Genomic DNA, 21174 nt, shown 5'->3' on the forward strand with positions numbered 1-21174 from the left:
CCGTGACCACCACGATCGACCTGGTGTCGTACGAGGACGCACTCGCGTCGTACGACCCCGTCATGGGCCTCGAGGTCCATGTCGAACTCGGCACCAAGACTAAGATGTTCTGCGGCTGCTCGACCGCCCTCGGCCAGGACGCCAACACGCAGACCTGCCCGGTCTGCCTCGGCATGCCCGGCGCTCTCCCGGTCGTCAACGCGACCGGCGTCGAGTCCGCGATCAAGATCGGCCTCGCGCTGAACTGCGAGATCGCCGAGTGGTGCCGCTTCGCCCGGAAGAACTACTTCTATCCGGACATGCCGAAGAACTTCCAGACCTCCCAGTACGACGAGCCCATCGCCTTCAACGGCTACCTCGACGTGCAGCTGGAGGACGGCGAGACCTTCCGCGTGGAGATCGAGCGCGCCCACATGGAGGAGGACACCGGCAAGTCGACGCACGTCGGCGGCGCCACCGGCCGCATCCACGGCGCCTCGCACTCGCTGCTGGACTACAACCGCGCCGGCATCCCCCTCATCGAGATCGTCACCAAGCCGATCGAGGGCGCCGGCGAGCGTGCCCCCGAGGTCGCACGGGCCTACGTCCGTGAGCTGCGCGAGCTCATCAAGGCGCTCGGCGTCTCCGAGGCCCGCATGGAGATGGGCCAGATGCGCTGCGACGTGAACCTGTCGCTGCGCCCGAACGGCACCGAGAAGTTCGGTACCCGCTCGGAGACGAAGAACGTCAACTCGCTGCGGTCCGTGGAGCGCGCGGCCCGCTTCGAGATCCAGCGGCACGCGGCCGTGCTGTCCTCGGGCGGCACGATCATCCAGGAGACCCGTCACTTCCACGAGGACACGGGGTCGACGACCTCGGGCCGGGTGAAGGAGGAGGCCGAGGACTACCGGTACTTCCCGGAGCCCGACCTCGTCCCCGTGGCCCCGTCCCGCGAGTGGGTCGAGGAGATCCGGGCCGGGCTGCCCGAGCTGCCGCTGGTCCGCCGCAGCCGGCTCCGCGAGGAGTGGGGCATCAGCGCCACCGACATGCAGGCCATCCTCAACGCCGGTGCGCTGGAGCCCATCGTCGCCACGATCGAGGCCGGGGCCGACGCCGCCTCCGCTCGCAAGTGGTGGATGGGCGAGCTGGCCCGCAGCGCCAACGAGTCGGGCACCGCGCTCGACGAGCTGGCGATCACGCCGGCGCAGGTCGCCCGGGTCACCGAGCTCGTCGCGAAGGGCGACCTGAACGACAAGCTGGCCCGGCAGGTCATCGAGGGCGTCCTCGCGGGCGAGGGCACCCCGGACGAGGTCGTCGACAAGCGGGGTCTGAAGGTCGTCTCCGACGAGGGCGCCCTCACCACCGCCGTCGAGGAGGCCATCGCCGGCAACCCGGGCGTCGCGGACAAGATCCGCGGCGGCAAGGTGGCCGCGGCCGGTGCGCTGGTCGGTGCGGTCATGAAGGCCACCCGCGGCCAGGCCGACGCGGCCCGCGTCAAGGAACTGATCCTGGAGAAGCTGGGCGTCAGCGAGGGCTGACCGCAGCGGACCCGACGAGGGGGGGGACGCACCGGAGACGGTGCGTCCCCCCCCTCGTCACTCACACGCGGCGGCCGACGACCCGGGTGAAGCCCAGGACGTGCTCCACGTCGGCGTGCAGCAGCTCGACCGACCAGCGGGCCATGTCGGCCATGAACTCGCTCCGGCTCTCCTCGGCACACACCTCGCTCCACAGCAGCCAGTCGCGCCAGCCGTCGTCGAGCCAGTCGGCCGTCTCGACCTCGACGGCCCCGCTGCGGGCCCACAGCCGCCGCCACCAGGCGGGGGAGTGGAAGGCCCAGAAGCCGGGATCCTTCTCCCAGTACTCCTTCAGGTGTGCCGGCGGCTCGTCGCCCTCCGGCTCCTCCCGCAGCGCCGGCATCACGGCACCGATCCGCCCGCCCGGCTTCAGCAGCCGGGTCAGAGTGGGCAGGTACAGGTCGTTGGTGCCGAAGTACTGGTAGGCGTCGATCGAGACGATCGCGTCGAAGGTGCCCTCGCCGAACGGCAGGTCATGGGCCTCGGCGAACACGGGCAGGACCCGGTCGGCGACACCCGCCTCGGCGATGCGCCCGGCGTTGTCGTCGGGCTTGATCCACAGGTCGGCGGCGACGACCTGGACGTCGTACTCCTCGGCGAGGAAGATCGACGTCATGGCGCGGCCGCAGCCCAGGTCGAGCACCCGGGAGCCGGGGCTCAGGGTGTCGAGCCCCAGGGCGGGGGCCAGCCACTCCAGCAGCCACAGCGCGTGCGGGCCCATCTGGTTGTCGATGGTCCAGCGGGCGTCGTAGCCGTTGCTGCGGGGGTAGCCGGGGTGGCTCACTCGGTCAGTGAGGGGGTCGTTCGAGGTCCGGGAAGTGATGTCCGACATCGGTGAACGGGCTCCTTGAGTCCTTGAGGAAGAACGGGGATGCGGAGGAGCTCGGTCGGACCGTCAAACAACGCACCTGCTTCGGCCGGGCGGCGGGAGGCCGCGGGCGGGTCTCGGACCGACGGACGCTAACAGCCGGCCCGGCGGCCCCGCACCCGGTTTTCCGCGCCCGGCGCGCTACCGTCTCGGCCATGCATGGACGTCCTGATTCCGACACCGGTCCAGAGACAGCGGACTCGGAGGCGCCAGCCGACCAGGACGAGTCCCACGACCTCCTGGACGAGTCCGGCGACCTCCTGGACGAGTCCGGCGACTTCCTGGACGAGTCCGGCGACCTCCTGGACGAGCCCGACGACCTCCTGGAGGACGCGCGCCGGGCCCGCTGGACGGCTGCGGGCACCGGCGCCGCGCTGACCCTGGCCGGTCTCACCGCGGCGCTGCTCCGCCTCATCCGCTCCGCACCGGCACTCGTCCCGGCCGCGTACGCCGGCGGGGCCGCCGTGTGTGCCGCCGCGGCCGTGCTGGGCTCCCGCGGGCGCACCCGCAGAGCCCTGTGGCTGCTGATCGCGGGCGTGATGGCGATGGCGCTGGGGGACCAGTTCGACTGAGACCGGCCGCTGTGAATAAGCCCACGAAACCGACAAATGATCTCGTTCGTTTGTAAGAGTGGCAGCGCATTGCTCATGCGTTCTTTGCTGGCTGTTCAGTTCATGTACGACTGTTCCCGGTCAAAGATCCACACAAGGCAAACCCGGGAGCACGTTTCGTGGCAGCCCTCGCCCGCTGGTGTGTTCAGCGCCGTCTGCTCAGCGTCATGCTGTGGCTCCTCGCGTTCGCGGGTGTCGCCGCGGGTGCCGCCGTCGCCGGCACCACGTACTCCAACGACTACCAGGTCCCCGGTACCGAGTCCGGCCGCGCCTCCGAGCTGCTGCACGAGGGCTTCCCGCGGCTCGGCGGCGACAGCGACACCGTCGTCTGGCACACCACGTCCGGCAGCGTCCGCGCCGCCGACGTCGAGCAGACGATGACCCGCACCCTGGACCGGATCGAGAACCTTCCCGGCGTGGCCTCGGTCACCAGCCCGTACGGCGGACCCGGCACGGGCCGCGTCAGCGAGGACGGCCACACCGCGTACGCCTCGGTCACCTTCGACGACCAGGCCGAGAACATCGCCAGGAGCCAGGCGAAGGCCGTCGTCGACACCGCGAAGAGCGCCGAGACCGACGGGCTCCAGGTGGAGCTGGGCGGCAGCGCCGTCGCGCTCACCGAGTCCTCCGGCGGGCACGTCGCCGAGATCGTCGGCGTGATCGTCGCCGCCGCGGTGCTGTTCCTCGCCTTCGGCTCGCTCGCCGCGTCCCTGCTGCCCATCGCCACCGCCCTGGTCGGCGTCGGCACCGCCTACGCCGGGATCGTGCTGCTCGGGCACGCCATGACCGTCGCCGACTTCGCCCCCATGCTGGGCATGCTCATCGGGCTCGGCGTCGGCATCGACTACGCGCTGTTCATCGTCACCAGACACCGGCGCGGGCTGAAACGCGGGTTGTCCGTCGCCGAGGCGGCCACGAACGCCGTCGCGACCACCGGACGGGCCGTCGTCTTCGCGGGCGCGACCGTGTGCATCGCTCTGCTCGGCATGCTGATCCTGCGGCTGAGCTTCCTCAACGGCGTCGCCATAGCGGCGAGCCTCACCGTCATCCTCACCGTCGCCGCCTCCGTGACCCTGCTGCCCGCCCTGCTGTCCCTCATAGGCATGCGCGCGCTCAGCCGCCGCGAGCGCCGCCGCCTCGCGGAGCACGGGCCCGAACCCGAGCTGCCCACCGGCTTCGCGGCCCGCTGGTCGGCCTTCGTGGAACGCCACCCCAAGGTGCTCGGCGCGGTCGCCCTGGTCGTCATGGGCGTCCTCGCACTGCCCACCTTCTCCCTGCACCTGGGCACCTCCGACCAGGGCAACGGCCCGAAGACCGCCACCACCCGCCAGGCCTACGACCTGCTCGCCGACGGCTTCGGCCCGGGCGTGAACGGCCCGCTCACCCTCGTCACCAAGGTCGACGGAGCCGACGACAAGCTGGCCCTGGACAACCTCGACGGCACCCTGCGCGCCACCGACGGCGTCGCCTCGGTGACCCCAGTGACCTTCGACTCCGGCGGCCACACCGCCTACCTCACCGTCGTCCCGGAGTCCTCCCCGCAGTCGCAGCACACCAGCGACCTCGTCGACCGGCTGCGCGGCGAGGTGCTGCCGCGCGCCGAGTCGGGCACCTCGCTCGATGTGCAGGTGGGCGGCATGACGGCCGGCTACGACGACTTCGCCGACGTCATCGTCTCCAAGCTGCCGGTCTTCGTCGGGGCCGTCATCGGCCTGGGCTGTCTGCTGCTCCTGCTGGCCTTCCGGTCCGTCGGCATCCCGCTGAAGGCCGCCGCGATGAACGTCGCCGCCGTGGCCTCCGCCTTCGGAGTCGTGGTCGCGATCTTCCAGTGGGGCTGGGGCAGCGAACTGCTCGGCCTCGGCAGCGCGGGGCCCATCGAACCCTTCCTGCCCGTGATCATGGTGTCGGTGCTCTTCGGCCTCTCCATGGACTACCAGGTCTTCCTGGTCAGCCGGATGTACGAGGAGTGGCTGGAGACCGGCGACAACCGGCGGGCCGTGCGCGTCGGCCTCGCCGAGACCAGCCGGGTGATCAACTCGGCGGCGGTCATCATGATCTCCGTCTTCCTGGCCTTCGTCCTCAGCGGCGACCGCGTGATCGCCATGTTCGGCATCGCCCTGGCCGCCGCCGTCGCCCTCGACGCCTTCGTCCTGCGTACGCTCCTCGTCCCCGCCCTCATGCATTTGCTCGGCGGCGCCAACTGGTGGCTGCCCCGCTGGCTGGACAAGCGCATGCCGCGCATCAGCATCGAGCCGCCCGAGAGCCGTGCCGCCCATGAGAGGCTGGCCGCCGCGACGGACGCCGAGGTGGCGGACGTCTTTGCGGAGGAGGAGCGGCAGCGGGATGTACGCGATATCCCTGGGTGACGACGCCGAGCTGAGGCCCCTGGAGCCCTGGCACGCCGGGGAGTTCCTGGCGCACCTGGAGCGGGGGCGGGAGTTCATCGGGCAGTACATCCCGTTCGGCACGACCGAGACGGACCTGCTCTCGGCCCGCGCCAAGCTCCAGCGCTACGCCGACCTGCGCGCCGCCGACACGGGCTCCCTGCACGGCCTGTGGCTGGAGGGCACGCTGGTGGGCGGAGTGCTGTTCCTGAACTTCGACGCGGCGACCGGCAACTGCGAGGTCGGCTGCTGGCTGGAGCCGGCCGCGACGGGCCGGGGCCTGGTCACGCGCGCGATGCGGGTCCTCATCGACTGGGCCGTCGAGCAGCGGGGCATCCACCGCGTCGAGTGGGTCGCCGCCTCCGGCAACCAGCCGAGCCTGAACGTGGCACGGCGGCTCGGCATGACCCGGGACGGTGTGCGGCGCGAGGCACACCCCTATGGTGGCGTACGGCACGATCTCGAAGTCTGGTCGGTGCTGGCGCCCGAGTGGCGCGCCGCACGCGCGCGTGCCGCTCACAACGATCATTAAGAGACTTCTCAGACAGCGACCCTACGGTGCGAGACATGGCTACGAACGCAGTGGACGAGACCGAGGCCACCAAGGCCACGACCGACGAGAAGGCGGTGGACACCACCAAGTCCGACGAGGTGCCCGAGACCGAGGTCCCGGCCACGGCCGACGACTTGCAGACCAAGGAGGAGGCGGCCCCCTCCGGCGTCGGACAGGGCGCCGCCGCCGTCGTCTCCGCCGCACTGGGCGTCGTCTCGCTCACCGGCAGCTGGATCGGCACCGTGGCCTCCGCGCGCCAGAACCTCGTCGGCCAGCTGGAGACCGCGCAGAACGCGGGCGTGGCCCAGCAGATCCAGGCGGTCTACGGCGACGCCTGGCAGACCACCGCCCTGTGGGGCGGCCTGTTCGCGCTGATCGCGCTGGTCGTCGGCGTCGTGACGCTCGCCCGGCCCGCGTTCGGCACGCCGGGCCGGATCCAGGCCCCCTGGATCAAGTCCGTCGCCTGGGCGGGAGTCGCGCTCGGCGTCATCGGCCTGTTCCTGGCCGTCCTCAAGTACACCGGCATCCTGCTCGGACTGCCGTCCGCGAGCTGAGAGCCCGCAGGTCCTGAGGGGTCTTAGGCGTTCCGTGAGCACCTTACGGAGCGCCTGAGGCCCCTCAGCCGCGTCTAAGGCCCCCCGCGCGGCCGAAGATGCGGAACTCTCCCGATGTGGCGGCCCCACCTGGGAGACGAGAGTGAGGTCATCACGGAGAAACACTCCGGGACCGCCTCTCCTCAAGGACACACCATGTACGAGTACGAGCTCCAGCAGCTGCGCACCGACGACCTCATCCGCCGTGCCGACCACGAGCGCCTGGTCCGCGAAGCCGCCCGGGCCCGCCGCGCGGCCCGCCACGAAGCCGGCCAGGACTCCGCCGAGCACGAGAGCCATAGCCGCCGCTTCCGCCGGCCGCGATCCGCCCGGACCGCGTGAACACCGGGGCGGGACCGGCCGCCCGCGTGGCCGTCACGGGAGCAGCGGCCGTCGTTCGCACAGGAACGGCGGCCGCTGCTCCCGCCGTTCGGCGGAAAACCGGTGCCGTGCCGTCGGACCCGCATGCGATGCTCGGGGCCGTGGAGACCAGGTCCGTGAGCCCCGTGTTCGTCGGCCGTGCCGAGGAACTGGGCACGCTGCACGACGCGCTCGTCCGCGCCCGCGAGGGCGAGCCGCAGGCACTGCTCATCGGCGGGGAGGCCGGAGTCGGCAAGACCCGCCTCGTCGAGGAGTTCGCCGCCGCCGCCCGCCACCGCGGGGCGGTGGTCGCACTCGGCGGCTGCGTGGAGATCGGCGCCGACGGACTGCCCTTCGCCCCCTTCTCCACCGCCCTGCGCGCCCTGCGCCGCGAACTCCCCGGCGAGCTGGCCGCTGCGGCCGCCGGCCAGGAGGAGGAACTGGCCCGGCTGCTGCCCGAGCTGGGCGAGTCCCGAGCCGGGCGGCACGACGAGGACGGCATGGCCCGCCTCTTCGAGCTCACCGCACGCCTGCTGGAGCGCGTCACCGCCGAGCACACCGTCGTCCTCGCCCTGGAGGACCTGCACTGGGCCGACGCCTCCACCCGCCACCTCCTCTCCTACCTCCTGCGCACCCTGCGCACCGGCCGCCTCGTCGTCCTCGCCACGTACCGCTCCGACGACATCCACCGCCGCCACCCGCTGCGCCCCCTGCTCGCCGAACTCGACCGGCTCCGCACGATCCGCCGCCTGGAACTCGCCCGCTTCAACCGCGACGAGGTGGGCCGCCAGGTCACCGGGATCCTCGCCCACGAGCCCGAGCCGGAACGGGTCGACGCGATCTTCGAACGCTCCGACGGCAACGCCTTCTTCGTCGAGGAGCTCGCCGTCGCCGCCCACGAGGGCTGCCGCACCGGCCTGACCGACTCCCTGCGCGACCTGCTGCTCGTCCGTGTGGAAGGACTGCCGGAGCCCGCCCAGCAGGTCGCCCGCATCGTCGCCGAGGGCGGCTCCACCGTCGAGTACCGGCTGCTGGCAGCCGTCGCCCGGCTCGCCGAGGACGATCTCATCGAGGCGCTGCGGGGCGCCGTGAACGCGAACATCCTCGCCCCCGCGCCCGGCGGCGACGGCTACCGCTTCCGCCACTCCCTGGTCCGCGAGGCCGTCAGCGACGACCTGCTCCCCGGCGAACGCTCCCGCCTCAACCGCCGCTACGCCGAAGTCCTGGAGAGCGACCCGGCCCTCGTCCCCGCCGACCAGCGGGCGACCCGCCTGGCCAGCTACTGGTACCACGCCCACGACGCCGCCAAGGCCCTGCCCGCCGTCCTCGAAGCCTCCGTCGAGGCCCGCCGCCGCCACGCCTACTCCGAGCAACTCCGCCTCCTGGAACGGGCGATGGAACTGTGGGACGCCGCCCCCGACGCCGTCCGCCGGACCCTGCGCCCGGTGGACTACGCCGAGGTCTATCCGCCCTGCGGCTGCGACCCGGCCACCACCGCGCTGCGCTACCTGGATCTGCTGGCCGAGGCGGCCGTCGCCGGACGGCTCTGCGGGGAGCGGGAACGCGCCCTGAAGATCACCAAGCGGGCGCTGCACCTGCTGGAGGACGAGCACGACCCCCTGCGTGCGGCCTGGTTCTGGATTCAGCGCTCCCGGCTGGTGCAGGGACTGGCCCGGGGCGACGGCTGGAAGGAGATCGCCACCGCCCAGGAACTGGTCCGTGGTCTGCCGCCGTCCGAGGTGCACGCGGAGGTGCTGGCCACGGCCGCCCACTGGTCGATGCTGCACGAACCGGGCCCGGACGCCCTGGCAGCCGCCGAGCGGGCCGTCGAGTACGCGCGCATGGTCGGCGCCGACGACATCGAGTCCAACGCCCGGCTCACCCTCGGCGGGCTCATGGTCGACGCCGGGCAGATCGACGCCGGGCTCGGCCACATGTACGACGTCAGGGACGAGGTGGTCGCCCGTGGCCTCGCGGCGATCGTGGGCCGCAGCCATGTGAACCTGCCCTCTGTTCTCGAAGGTGTCGGCCGCTCCGAGGAATCCGTCGGCATCCTGCGCGAGGGCCTGCGGCTCACGGAGACGATGGGCCTGCGGGACGCCGAGGCCTGGATCTGGAGCAACCTCGCCGAGTCGCTCATCTCCCTCGGCCGCTGGGACGAGGCCGCCGAGGCCGCGGGCAACGCCCAGCGACGCGGCCAGACGGCTGGTCCGCACGGGTCCGGCGCCAACTGCCTGGCCTACCTGGCGCTCACGCGCGGGCAGGTGCCCGAGGCGGCCCGGTACCTCGCCCAGGGCCGCGCCGCCTACGGCCCGCACGACCCCATGCCGCAGCACGACCTGCCGATCTCCTGGCTCACCATGGCGCTCGCCGCCGCCGAAGGCCGCCTGGCCGACGCCCGCGCCGAACTGGCCCGCACCCTGGAATCCGGCTTCCCGCTCGGCACCCAGCGCTACGCCTGGCCGCTGCTGCTCCAGGCGGCCACCGCCGAGGCCGACGCCCGGGCGCTGCCCGCCGCGCGCGACGGCCGCGAGCAGGTCCTGGACGGCATACGCTCCACCGTCAAGCGCCTCACCACCCACGCCCCCGTCTGGCTCGCCCACGAGCAGTGGGTCCGCGCCGAACTCCACCGCGCCGAGGGCCGGAGCACCCCGGACACCTGGTCGGAGGTGGTCACCGCCTTCGAGCCCCTGAGCCGGCCCTATGACCTCGCCCGCGTCCGGTACCGCCTGGCCGAGTCCCTGCTGACGTGCGCCGGCGGGGACGAGCGGGAGCGCGCCACGGAGCTGCTCCGCCTCGCCCACACCGTCGCCCGCCACCTCGGCGCCCGGCCGCTCGCCGACGCCGCCACCGCGCTCGGCCGGCGCGCCCGCCTCCCGCTCACGCCCGCCACGCAGCCCGGCCCCGCACCGGCCGACCCCGCCGAGGCCCTCGGTCTCACCAGCCGGGAACGGGACGTCCTGCGCCTGGTCACCGCCGGCCACACCAACCGCCGCATCGCCCAGGAGCTGTTCATCTCCCCGAAGACCGCGAGCGTGCACGTCTCCAACATCCTGGGGAAGCTCGGCGTCTCCGGGCGGGGCGAGGCGGCGGCGGTGGCGCACCGGCTGGGGCTGTTCCCGGCCGAAATGCTCATGCCCGGTCCGGCGGCCTGAGGCATACGCTGTAAGGGACGTCGCGGACGACGTGAAGCCCGCGGCCCAGGGAGGCACCCGTTGTTCAACATGTTCGAGGAGCTGTTCTCGCCCGGGCGCAAGCACACCCGCGACGAGCAGAACCGCCTGGAACTGACCCGTGTGGACGTCGGGGACGGCGATCCCGGACGCGGACCGATAGACCTCGCGTCCGGAAAGGTCGTCGTACGCCCGCCCGACGAGGAGCAGGACAACCCCGGCAGCTAGGGGGCTTCTACGTCACCCGCAGTTCCAGGATCCGGTCGTCCCCGGCCTTCGGGCTGCCCCGGCCGTCCGTGTTGCTGGTCACCAGCCACAGCCGGTCGCCGCCCGCCGGCACCACCGTGCGCAGCCGGCCGTACTCGCCCTCCAGGAAGGCCTGCGGTTCGGCCGAGGCCTTCGTGCCGTTCAGCGGGATGCGCCAGAGCCGCTTGCCGCGCAGGCCCGCCATCCAGATCGAGCCCTCGGCGTAGGCGATGCCGCTGGGGGAGGCCTCCGCCGTCGTCCACTGGTCGACCGGGTTGTGGAACCGCTTGTCGCCGGACCGGCCCTCGGCCTCCGGCCAGCCGTAGTTGTCGCCCGGCTTGATCGCGTTGAGCTCGTCCCAGGTGTCCTGCCCGAACTCCGAGGCGAACAGCCGCTGCTTGCCGTCCCAGGCCAGGCCCTGCACGTTGCGGTGGCCGTACGAGTACACCGGCGAGTCCGGGAAGGGGTTGCCCGGCGCCGGCTCGCCCTCCGGCGTCAGGCGCAGGATCTTGCCGCCCACGGAGTCCTTGTCCTGGGACAGACCGGTGTCGCCGCTCTCGCCCGTGCCCACGAAGAGCATCTTGTCGGGGCCGAACTGGATGCGGCCGCCGTTGTGGATGAAGCCCTTGGGGATGCCCTTGTAGATCGTGTCGGGCGCGCCGAGCTGCTCGCCGGCCGGCTTCTGCTCGTCGTAGATCATGCGGACGATGCGGTTGTCGGAGGCCGAGGTGAAGTAGGCGTAGACCATGTGGTCCGAGGCGTAGTCGGGGGACAGGGCGATCCCGAGGAGGCCGCCCTCGCCGGCCGCCGAGACCCCCGGCACCTCGCCCAGTTCGGTCTTCTTGCCGGTCTTCTCGTCGACCCGGACGATCGTCCCGTCGTCCCGGGAGGAGACGAGCAGGCCGCCGCCCGGCAGCGGAGCGAGCCCCCAGGGGGACTCCAGGCCCTCGGCGACGGTGCGGACCACCTTCACCGCCCCCTTGGCCGGAGGCGTCTGCTCGGCGGCCTGCCCCGGCGGCGCGGACGACCCGGGTGCCGTACGGCTCGGGGAGGCGCTCGTCCGCTCGCCGGACGAGCCTGCGCTGTCGGAGGAACAGCCGGCCGTCAGCAGGAGCGCGGCGGCGGCCAGCACGGCCGGGACGGCTCGACGTCGCACGATCATGGTCCCTTCGACGGGGCGGGTCCTCTCCCTGTCATACACCGCCGGCGGCTCCCAGGTTCCCGATCACCGAACGTCGGACCGGGAAGGACGGGGTTTGCCCGAAACACACCGGAGGCGGAACGGGGGCGAACACCCTGCGGGCGGGCATCCCGGCGAGCTGGTGCAGCCCGTCCACGTTCTGCGTGATCACCCGCACCGGCACACCGGACCGCTCCGGCTCCGCCACCGCCCGGTGCGCGGTCAGTCCCAGGACCCCTGGGCCGGCGGCAGCCCGGCTATCTCCTTGAGATCGTCGGGGGTCAGGCGCACCGCCGTCGCGGCCGTGTTCTCCGTGACCCAGCGCTCCTGCTTCGTGCCCGGGACCGGGACCACGTGCGGGCCCTGGGCCAGCACCCACGCGAGGGCCACCTGTCCGGGCGTGACGTCCGTGCCGTGCCGGCGGGCGACGCGGCGCAGACCCACGACGACCGGCTGGTTCGCGGCCATCATCTCGGCCGTGAAGCGGGGGTGCCGGGCACGCGGGTCGTCCGCCTCGAAGCCGGCGCCGGGCCGCAGCCTGCCGGTCAGGAAGCCGTTGCCGAGCGGCATCGCGGCGAGGAAACCGACGCCCCGCGTCCGGCACCAGGGCAGCAGGGTCTCCAGCGCCTCCGGCGACCACACCGACAGCTCCGCCTGGACCGCGCTCACCGGGAAGACCTGCTGCACCCGCTCCAGCTGCCGGATCGTTCCGTCGTGGGGCCGGGCCCCGGACCGGCGGCCGGCCCGCGCGCCCACCGCGCACAGGCCCAGCGCCCGTACCTTCCCGGCCTGGACGAGCTCCGCCATCGCGCCCCAGGTCTCCTCGACCGGCACCTCGGGGTCGGCCCGGTGCAGCTGATAGAGATCGATGACGTCCGTCTGGAGCCGGCGCAGCGACGCGTCACAGGCGCGCTTCACATACCCGGGGCGGCCGTTGGCGACGATGTGCTGGTCGCCCACGAGCAGCCCGACCTTCGTCGACACGAACGCGTCGGACCGCCGCTCCTTCAACGCCCGCCCCAGCAGCAGCTCGTTGGTGAAGGGGCCGTACATGTCGGCCGTGTCCAGCAGGGACGCACCCAGGTCGAGCGCCCGGTGCACCGCCCTGAGCGACTCGTCGCCGCGCCGCCTCGACGCGCTGTAGGCCCAGCTCATCGGCATGCACCCAAGTCCGACGGCCCCCACCGCGAGCGCCGCCGCGCCGATCGTCCTGCGCTCCACCTGGTCGTGACCCTCCCTGTTCGAGCCACCCCAACCTAACCTCTGCCGTCGCACGCTCCTGACATAGCCTCCAGAGCATGACTGCTGACGTGTGGCTGCCCATCCCGCCGGACGAGATCGAGGGACTCCCCGAGGGCCCGGACTACCGCTTCTGGAACGGCGCGGAGGAGTTCCCCGCGGACCCGGCCGACTGCGCCTTCTACGTCGTCCCTTACATGAAGCCCAGTCCGCTGTGCGTGCGTCCCCTGGGGCGGATGAGCAACGTGCAGGTCGTGCAGACCCTCTCCGCCGGGATCGACCACGTCGAGCCGGGCCTCGGGCAGCTGCCGGCGGGCGTGCGGCTGTGCAATGCGCGCGGGGTGCACGAGGCCAGCACCGGCGAGCTCACCCTCGCGCTGATCCTGGCCTCGCTGCGCGGGATCCCCGACTTCGTTCGCGCGCAGGACCGGGGGGAGTGGCTCGGCGGGTTCCGCCCCGCGCTCGCCGACAAGAACGTCCTCATCGTGGGATACGGCTCGATCGGCGAGGCCATCGAGGACCGGCTCGTTCCGTTCGAGGTGGCGCGGGTGGCGCGCGTCGCGCGCTCCGAGCGCACCACGGCGCGCGGTCCGGTGCATCCGCTCACCGAACTCCCCACGCTGCTGCCGGAGGCGGACGTCGTCATCCTGTCCACCCCGCTCAACGCGACCACCCGTGGCCTGGCCGGAGCCGACTTCCTGTCCCGGATGAAGGACGGCGCGCTCCTCGTCAACGTCGCCCGCGGCCCGGTCGTCGACACCAAGGCCCTGCTCGCCGAGTTGGAGACCGGCCGCATCACCGCCGCCCTCGACGTCACCGACCCGGAGCCGCTGGCGCGCGAACACCCCCTGTGGCGTGCGCCGGGGGTACTCATCAGCCCCCACGTCGGCGGACCCACCTCCGCGTTCCTTCCGCGCGCCAAGCGGCTCCTGGTGGACCAGTTGAACCGTTATGTGAACCGGGAGCCGCTCCGCAACGTGATCCTCACGACGGGTGCATCAACCGACTGAGAGACCTTCGAGTACCGTCCGCAATCCTTCGGGTGCGGTGGGTACTCATATATCTGTTGATCGTTACGGAGCGTAGAGAACCTATGTCCCTGAGTGACGAGACTGGTGTATCGTCCCGACAGGGGCTGCGCCGGGGACCGTTCGGCGCTGGGGACGGACAGTTCGGACTGTGAGGGGGGCGACAGGCGATGCACGGCCTTTGGACGAGCGATCCGACGGGGCGGGGCTGCCGGCGGCGACCCGGGCGGACGACCGCGGGCAGACGCGGTCAGCACGCCGATCACGTCGGCCACCACACCCACCACAGCGAACACCCCACCGAATTCAGCCTTCACCACCGCAGGCCCGGCAGCCGCAGAAGGCATGACCAGCCGGTCCACCGGGACCCGCGGGAACCGGGAGCGGCGCGGACCGGGAGGGCCCGGTGACCGCGCCCCCCACCCCCACGCTGGACGGAGCGCTGCGGGCACAGCCTCCGTCCCGGGGCGCGCTGCTGCCTCGCACGCCGGCCCCCGGCCACCGGCCGGGCCTGGCCCTCCAACTCGTCCTCGCCCTGTCCTGCGCGGGATACGCCGTCGGTGCCGCGCTCGGCTGGGGCTCGTACGAAGTGGCCCTGTTCATGGGCGACTTCGGGCTGAGCGCCGCCGCCGGCACCGCCGCCGTCTCGTGCTTCCTCTACGCCCGCAGCCGCCGCACCCGCTTTCGACCCGCCTGGCTGCTGTTCGGCCTCTCCTCCGCCATGGCCTCGCTCGGCAACCTGGTCTGGGGGTGGTACGAGGTGGTCCTCGGACTGCCCGTGCCCAGCCCCAGCTACGCCGACCTGTTCTTCCTCTGCTTCGCGCCACCCGCGATCGTCGGGCTGCTCGTGCTCGCCAAGCGGCCGGTGACCAAGGCCGGCTGGGTCTGCCTGGGGCTCGACGCCTGGCTGATCGGCGGCTCGCTCCTGACGCTGGCATGGAGCCTCGCCCTCGCCCAGGCCGCGAAGTCGGAAGGCCCCGGCGTGGCGCACATCGCGCTGTCGCTGGCGTATCCACTCCTCGACATCGCGCTGGTCAGCATGGTGCTCGCCCTGCACTTCAGGCGGTCCGCGGTGAACCGCACCGCGGTCAACACCGCCATCGGCGCCCTCGCGCTGACCGTGATGTGCGACGCCCTGTTCACCTCGCCGCTCATGCACTACGACTACCGCTCCGGCCAGCTGCTCGACGCGGGCTGGTTCGCGGGCTCGCTGCTCCTGGCGTACGCCCCCTGGGCCGCGCCTCGTTCGGAGGGCGACCGGCACGGCCCCGACCGGCACGCCGGCACGGGCCGTACCCGCGTGGTGCACGAGCACGTGCCGGGGCAGCGCGGCGGACCCGACCACCAGGCGCCCCTGCCCGGCGCCGAGCACAGCCGGTACCCGGCCACCCGGCCCATCGCCGGCTCCCTGGCCGCCCTCACGCCGTATCTCGCGGCCGCGGTGTGCACGCTGGGGATCCTCTACAACGTCCTCAACGGCCGCAGTGTCGACCGCGTGGTCCTGCTGACCGGGGGCACGGTGGTGCTCGCGCTCGTCGTGCGCCAGGGGATCATGCTGCTCGACAACATCACCCTCACTCAGGAACTGGCGCAGAAGGAGAACCACTTCCGCTCCCTGGTGCAGGGCTCCAGCGACGTCATCATGATCGCCGCACCCAGCGGCGTCCTGAGATACGTCTCCCCGGCCGCCGCCGGTGTGTACGGCCGCTCGGCGGAGGAGCTGGTGGGTACGGAACTGGCCAACCTCATCCACCCCGAGGACCTGGGCTGCGTCGTGCACGAGGTGCGCAGGTTCCTCGCCGCCAACCCGGTCGAGGAACCCACCACACGCATCGAGTGCCGCTTCCGCTCGGGCGACGGGGGCTGGCTGAACGTCGAGTCGACCGTCAACCGCCATCACGGCGGCCTCATCTTCAACAGCCGCGACGTGACCGAACGGGTGCGGCTCCAGGCCCAGTTGCAGCACAACGCCGAGCACGACCCGCTCACGGACCTGCCCAACCGCGCCCTGTTCACCAAGCGCGTCCAGCACGCCCTCTCGGGCCGCCGCGCCTCCGACCGGGGCATGGCCCTGCGCAACACGGCCGTGCTGTTCATCGATCTCGACGGCTTCAAGGCCGTCAACGACACCATCGGGCACCAGGCCGGGGACGAACTGCTCGTTCAGGCCGCCCGCAGGCTCCAGGACTCCGTCCGGCACGGCGACACCGCCTCACGGCTCGGCGGCGACGAGTTCGCGGCCCTGATCGCCGGGGACAACACCCGGGACCGGGAGGCCCGGGAGCGGCACATACTGGAGCTCGCCGACCGGCTCAGGACGACGCTGTCCCAGCCCTACCTCATCGACGGCAACGATGTCCGTGTCAACGCCTCCATCGGCGTGGCCTTCGCGGAATCCGGCCTCGGTGCCGGCGAACTGCTGCGCAACGCCGACCTGGCGATGTACCGCGCCAAGGCCGGCGGCAAGGGGCGCGTCGAGCTGTACAAGCCGCAGATGCAGCAGGACGTCGTCCGCAAGGCCGAGCTCGCCACCCGCCTGCGGGCCGCCCTGCACGACGGGGAGTTCGCCCTGCTGCACCAGCCGGTGGTGTCCCTGGAGGATGGCCGGATCACGTCGGTGTCCGCGCAGGCGCGCTGGCGCTCCTCGCAAGGGGTGCTCTTCACCCCGGCGGAGTTCCTGCGGGTGGCCGAGGACAGCGACAAGACCGCCGAGCTGGGCCGCTGGATGATCGAGGAGGCCGTCGAGCAGGCCGCCGAGCGGCACGCCACCGGGCTGTCCGTGCCGGTCGTCGTGCGGATGAGCGCCCGCAGACTGCTGGACCGCTCGATGCCGCGCGGCACGATCGAGGCGCTGCTCACGCGGCACGGGCTGCCGCCCGGGGCGCTGATCATCGAGCTGTCGGACGCCGACCCGAGGGTCTCGCTGGACGAGCTGGAGCGGCGCCTGGGCGCCCTGCGGCGGGTCGGCGTACGGATCGCGCTCGACGGGTTCGGCAGCGGCTTCGCGGCGATCACGGCCCTCAGACGCCTCCCCGTCGACGTCCTGAAGCTCGACCGCGGTCTGGTCGAGGGCGTCGTCGAGTCCGCCCGCCTGCACAAGATCACCAGCGGGCTGCTGCGCATCGCGGGCGATCTCGGGCTGAAGTCCGTGGCCGAGGGGGTGGACCTGCCCGAGCAGGTCATCGCCCTGCGCGCGATGGGCTGCACGCACGGACAGGGCATGGCCTTCTCCGGGCCGCTCGACGAGTACCGGCTGCGCCGGGCACTCGCCGCCGGTCACTATCCGGTGCCGAACGGGCCGGTCGAACCGGCGTTCGCGGGCAGCTCCCCGCGGCTGTACAGCTCGGGTGTGTCCGCCGTCATCGGAGGCGGTACGGTCCTGCGCTCACATAATGAGACTCCCGTCCCACCCACTTGACAGTGAGTGCGTGCCGGGGGGAGGGTCAGTGCCATGCGCACCCGAATTCTCGTACTTGGAAAGCGCGTCGGCTGACGCTGAGCCTCGACCGCTCAGCGAACCCACCCGGCGCGCTCCCCTCGCTTGCCTTATGGCACGAGGGGTTTTTTGTTGCACAGGCACCCTTCGTGCAGCAGTCGAAGACCGTACAAACCTCGCATAAACCCTCAGCATCTGAGAAGAGAATGCCGATGACCGAGCAGGCCACCGGGGCCCACCACCCGCAGCCCCGGCCCCGATCCGGAGGACACTCCGCCCCCGAGCAGGTGACGGGCGCGCAGTCCCTCATCCGCTCTCTCGAGGAGGTCGGCGCCGACACGGTATTCGGCATTCCCGGCGGTGCGATCCTCCCGGCCTACGACCCGCTGATGGACTCCACCAGGGTGCGCCACGTCCTGGTCCGGCACGAGCAGGGCGCCGGTCACGCCGCCACCGGCTACGCGCAGGCCACCGGCAAGGTCGGCGTCTGCATGGCCACCTCCGGGCCCGGCGCCACCAACCTGGTCACCCCGATCGCCGACGCGCACATGGACTCCGTGCCGATGGTCGCGATCACCGGCCAGGTGGCGGCCAAGGCGATCGGCACGGACGCCTTCCAGGAGGCGGACATCGTCGGCATCACCATGCCGATCACCAAGCACAACTTCCTCGTCACCAAGGCCGAGGACATCCCGCGGATCATCGCCCAGGCGTTCCACATCGCCTCCACCGGCCGCCCCGGCCCGGTCCTGGTCGACATCGCCAAGGACGCCCTCCAGGCGAAGACCACCTTCTCCTGGCCGCCCACCATGGACCTGCCCGGCTACCGCCCGGTGACCAAGCCGCACGCCAAGCAGATCCGCGAGGCCGCCAAGCTGATCACCTCCGCCAAGCGGCCCGTCCTCTACGTCGGCGGCGGTGTCCTCAAGGCACACGCCACCGCCGAGCTCAAGGTTCTCGCCGAGCTCACCGGAGCGCCCGTCACCACCACCCTGATGGCGCTCGGCGCATTCCCCGACAGCCACCCGCTGCACGTGGGAATGCCGGGCATGCACGGTGCGGTCACCGCCGTCACCGCGCTGCAGAAGGCCGACCTGATCGTCGCCCTCGGCGCCCGCTTCGACGACCGCGTCACCGGCAAGCTGGACAGCTTCGCGCCGTTCGCCAAGATCGTCCACGCGGACATCGACCCGGCCGAGATCGGCAAGAACCGCGCCGCCGACGTGCCGATCGTCGGTGACGCCCGCGAGGTCATCGCCGACCTGATCCAGGCCGTCCAGAAGGAGCACAGCGAGGGCCACCAGGGCGACTACAGCGCCTGGTGGAAGGACCTGAGCCGCTGGCGCGACACCTACCCGCTCGGCTACGACCAGCCCGAGGACGGCTCGCTCTCCCCGCAGCAGGTCATCGAGCGCGTCGGACAGCTCGCCCCCGAGGGCACGATCTTCGCGGCGGGCGTCGGCCAGCACCAGATGTGGGCCGCCCACTTCATCGAGTACGACAAGCCGGCCACCTGGCTGAACTCCGGCGGCGCCGGAACCATGGGCTACGCCGTCCCGGCCGCCATGGGCGCCAAGGCCGGAGCGCCCGAGCGGGCCGTCTGGGCGATCGACGGCGACGGCTGCTTCCAGATGACCAACCAGGAGCTCACCACCTGCGCCCTGAACAACATCCCGATCAAGGTCGCCGTCATCAACAACGGCGCCCTCGGGATGGTCCGCCAGTGGCAGACCCTCTTCTACAACCAGCGGTACTCCAACACGGTGCTGCACTCCGGTCCGGACGACGTGAACCCGCAGGCCCGCGGCACCCGCGTCCCCGACTTCGTGAAGCTGTCGGAGGCCATGGGCTGCTACGCCATCCGCTGCGAGTCCCCGGACGACCTCGACAAGGTCATCGAGGAGGCGAACTCCATCAACGACCGCCCGGTCGTCGTCGACTTCATCGTCCACCAGGACGCGATGGTCTGGCCGATGGTCGCCGCCGGCACCTCCAACGACGAGATCATGGCCGCCCGGGACGTCCGCCCCGACTTCGGCGACAACGAAGACGACTGAGAGCCGTCGGGACCAGCAAGCAGAGGAAGCAGATCATGTCCAAGCACACGCTCTCCGTCCTGGTGGAGAACACCCCCGGCATCCTCGCCCGGATCGCCGCCCTGTTCTCCCGCCGCGGCTTCAACATCGACTCGCTCGCGGTGGGCGTCACCGAGCACCCCGACATCTCCCGCATCACCATCGTCGTCGGCGTGGAGGACCTGCCGCTGGAGCAGGTCACCAAGCAGCTCAACAAGCTCGTCAACGTGCTGAAGATCGTCGAGCTGGAGCCGGCCCAGGCGGTGCAGCGCGAACTCGTCCTGGTGAAGGTGCGCGCCGACAACGAGACGCGCTCCCAGATCGTCGAGATCGTCCAGCTGTTCCGCGCCAAGACCGTCGACGTCTCCCCGGAGGCCGTCACCATCGAGGCCACCGGATCCGGCGAGAAGCTGACCGCGATGCTCAAGATGCTGGAGCCGTACGGCATCAAGGAGCTCGTCCAGTCCGGCACGATCGCGATCGGCCGTGGTGCCCGATCCATCACGGACCGGTCGCTGCGCGCCCTGGACCGGTCGGCGTAAGACCCGAAACGGGCGGTCGGCGCGCCGTCGGCCGCCCGTATTCCGAGACCCTGAGACTTCCCTTCCGCCCCCCGTCATACGGTGGGACGCAACACCTGCACTCCCGAGGAGAGAACCCAAAGTGGCCGAGCTGTTCTACGACGCCGACGCCGACCTGTCCATCATCCAGGGCCGCAAGGTCGCGGTCATCGGGTACGGCAGCCAGGGCCACGCCCACGCGCTGTCGCTCCGTGACTCGGGTGTCGACGTCCGCGTCGGTCTGCACGAGGGCTCCAAGTCCAAGGCCAAGGCCGAGGAGCAGGGCCTGCGCGTGGTGAGCCCGTCGGAGGCCGCCGCCGAGGCCGACGTCATCATGATCCTCGTCCCGGACCCGATCCAGGCCGAGGTCTACGAGAAGCACATCAAGGACAACCTGAAGGACGGCGACGCGCTGTTCTTCGGCCACGGCCTGAACATCCGCTACGGCTTCATCAAGCCCCCGGCCGGCGTCGACGTCTGCATGGTCGCCCCGAAGGGCCCGGGCCACCTGGTCCGCCGCCAGTACGAGGAGGGCCGCGGCGTTCCCTGCATCGCCGCCGTCGAGCAGGACGCCACGGGCAACGGCTTCGCGCTGGCCCTGTCGTACGCGAAGGGCATCGGCGGCACCCGCGCCGGCGTCATCAAGACGACCTTCACCGAGGAGACCGAGACCGACCTGTTCGGTGAGCAGGCCGTTCTCTGCGGTGGCACCGCGGCGCTGGTCAAGGCGGGCTTCGAGACCCTGACCGAGGCCGGCTACCAGCCGGAGATCGCCTACTTCGAGTGCCTGCACGAGCTGAAGCTGATCGTGGACCTCATGTACGAGGGCGGCCTGGAGAAGATGCGCTGGTCGATCTCCGAGACCGCCGAGTGGGGCGACTACGTCACCGGCCCGCGGATCATCACGGACGCCACCAAGGCCGAGATGAAGAAGGTCCTCGCCGAGATCCAGGACGGCACCTTCGCGCAGCAGTGGATGGACGAGTACCACGGCGGCCTGAAGAAGTACAACGAGTACAAGAAGCAGGACTCCGAGCACCTGCTGGAGACCACCGGCAAGGAGCTGCGCAAGCTCATGAGCTGGGTCGACGAGGAGGCGTAAGCCGCCTGCCCGAGGGGCCGGAGCTAACCCGCTCCGGCCCCTTCGGCGAACCCCGGGTAACGTCGGCTAGTGAGGCGTTGTCCATCCCGTCCGGCCACGGACGGGTGATCCTTCCGCAGCGGCACAAGACGACGCCCTATGCGCCACTAGACTGCTGCACACATACGCGTCAGGCCCACAGCGTCGTGCGTCTCCAACGCGGCCAAGCGA

16 protein-coding genes and 1 pseudogene are annotated in these 21174 nt (G+C 71.6%); 13 read left to right on the forward strand and 4 right to left on the reverse strand.

From position 1 onward, the window contains the following. The first annotated feature begins 2 nt into the window (after positions 1-2). Positions 3-1517 (forward strand): Asp-tRNA(Asn)/Glu-tRNA(Gln) amidotransferase subunit GatB, encoded by a 1515-nt coding sequence (gene gatB, locus QOL88_RS27795; RefSeq protein WP_097220861.1) that lies wholly within the window; start codon positions 3-5, stop codon positions 1515-1517. A 61-nt stretch (positions 1518-1578) separates the two neighbouring features. On the opposite strand, the gene QOL88_RS27800 is transcribed toward gatB, so the two are convergent. Beyond that, on the reverse strand, positions 1579-2388 hold the full coding sequence (locus QOL88_RS27800) for an SAM-dependent methyltransferase (RefSeq protein ID WP_097220862.1): 810 nt from the start codon (positions 2386-2388) through the stop codon (positions 1579-1581). 191 nt (positions 2389-2579) lie between these two features. On the opposite strand from QOL88_RS27800, the gene QOL88_RS27805 reads away from it, so the two are divergent. From QOL88_RS27805 to QOL88_RS27835, 7 genes are all read left to right on the forward strand, one after another. After that, positions 2580-2996: a hypothetical protein gene (locus tag QOL88_RS27805; protein ID WP_179878982.1), complete on the forward strand. Its 417-nt coding sequence runs from the start codon at positions 2580-2582 to the stop codon at positions 2994-2996. A 158-nt stretch (positions 2997-3154) separates the two neighbouring features. Further along, positions 3155-5401, forward strand: a complete 2247-nt coding sequence (locus tag QOL88_RS27810) for an MMPL family transporter (RefSeq protein WP_097220864.1) — start codon at positions 3155-3157, stop codon at positions 5399-5401. Continuing rightward, positions 5379-5951: a GNAT family N-acetyltransferase gene (locus QOL88_RS27815; protein ID WP_097220866.1), complete on the forward strand. Its 573-nt coding sequence runs from the start codon at positions 5379-5381 to the stop codon at positions 5949-5951. Before QOL88_RS27810 ends, QOL88_RS27815 begins: the two co-directional genes overlap by 23 nt. Positions 5952-5986: 35 nt before the next feature. After that, positions 5987-6526, forward strand: coding sequence for a hypothetical protein (locus QOL88_RS27820; protein ID WP_097220868.1), 540 nt, complete (start codon positions 5987-5989; stop codon positions 6524-6526). 195 nt (positions 6527-6721) lie between these two features. Continuing rightward, complete coding sequence (locus QOL88_RS27825; RefSeq protein WP_097220870.1) at positions 6722-6907, forward strand: hypothetical protein; 186 nt, start codon at positions 6722-6724, stop codon at positions 6905-6907. A gap of 128 nt (positions 6908-7035) precedes the next feature. Next, positions 7036-10080, forward strand: a complete 3045-nt coding sequence (locus QOL88_RS27830) for a helix-turn-helix transcriptional regulator (RefSeq protein ID WP_097220872.1) — start codon at positions 7036-7038, stop codon at positions 10078-10080. Positions 10081-10140: 60 nt separating this feature from the next. After that, positions 10141-10326 (forward strand): DUF6191 domain-containing protein, encoded by a 186-nt coding sequence (locus QOL88_RS27835; RefSeq protein ID WP_097220874.1) that lies wholly within the window; start codon positions 10141-10143, stop codon positions 10324-10326. Positions 10327-10333: 7 nt separating this feature from the next. Here QOL88_RS27835 and QOL88_RS27840 read toward each other — a convergent pair whose 3' ends face one another. The 3 genes and pseudogenes from QOL88_RS27840 to QOL88_RS27850 all read right to left on the reverse strand — a co-directional run bounded on the left by QOL88_RS27840 (position 10334) and on the right by QOL88_RS27850 (position 12745). Further along, positions 10334-11506: a PQQ-dependent sugar dehydrogenase gene (locus tag QOL88_RS27840; protein WP_097220876.1), complete on the reverse strand. Its 1173-nt coding sequence runs from the start codon at positions 11504-11506 to the stop codon at positions 10334-10336. A 130-nt stretch (positions 11507-11636) separates the two neighbouring features. Continuing rightward, a pseudogene (locus QOL88_RS38660) lies at positions 11637-11744 on the reverse strand (Sir2 family NAD-dependent protein deacetylase); the annotation flags it as partial. A gap of 2 nt (positions 11745-11746) precedes the next feature. Next, complete coding sequence (locus tag QOL88_RS27850) at positions 11747-12745, reverse strand: aldo/keto reductase (RefSeq protein ID WP_097220878.1); 999 nt, start codon at positions 12743-12745, stop codon at positions 11747-11749. A 77-nt stretch (positions 12746-12822) separates the two neighbouring features. On the opposite strand from QOL88_RS27850, the gene QOL88_RS27855 reads away from it, so the two are divergent. The 5 genes from QOL88_RS27855 to ilvC all read left to right on the forward strand — a co-directional run bounded on the left by QOL88_RS27855 (position 12823) and on the right by ilvC (position 20964). Further along, on the forward strand, positions 12823-13773 hold the full coding sequence (locus tag QOL88_RS27855) for a 2-hydroxyacid dehydrogenase (RefSeq protein ID WP_097220880.1): 951 nt from the start codon (positions 12823-12825) through the stop codon (positions 13771-13773). Positions 13774-14197: 424 nt separating this feature from the next. Then, the gene (locus QOL88_RS27860; RefSeq protein WP_097220882.1) at positions 14198-17209 is read left to right on the forward strand and encodes a putative bifunctional diguanylate cyclase/phosphodiesterase; all 3012 of its coding nucleotides are present in this window, start codon (positions 14198-14200) and stop codon (positions 17207-17209) included. Positions 17210-17433: 224 nt separating this feature from the next. Then, a complete protein-coding gene (locus QOL88_RS27865; protein ID WP_097220883.1) occupies positions 17434-19284 on the forward strand; it encodes an acetolactate synthase large subunit in 1851 nt (616 codons plus the stop codon). A 35-nt stretch (positions 19285-19319) separates the two neighbouring features. Continuing rightward, complete coding sequence (gene ilvN / locus QOL88_RS27870; RefSeq protein WP_030851453.1) at positions 19320-19844, forward strand: acetolactate synthase small subunit; 525 nt, start codon at positions 19320-19322, stop codon at positions 19842-19844. A gap of 121 nt (positions 19845-19965) precedes the next feature. Further along, complete coding sequence (gene ilvC / locus QOL88_RS27875) at positions 19966-20964, forward strand: ketol-acid reductoisomerase (RefSeq protein ID WP_030851456.1); 999 nt, start codon at positions 19966-19968, stop codon at positions 20962-20964. Positions 20965-21174: the final 210 nt, after the last annotated feature.

It is taken from the genome of Streptomyces sp. Ag82_O1-12, assembly GCF_900182715.1.
In the GTDB taxonomy this organism is placed as follows: Bacteria; Actinomycetota; Actinomycetes; order Streptomycetales; family Streptomycetaceae; genus Streptomyces; species Streptomyces massasporeus.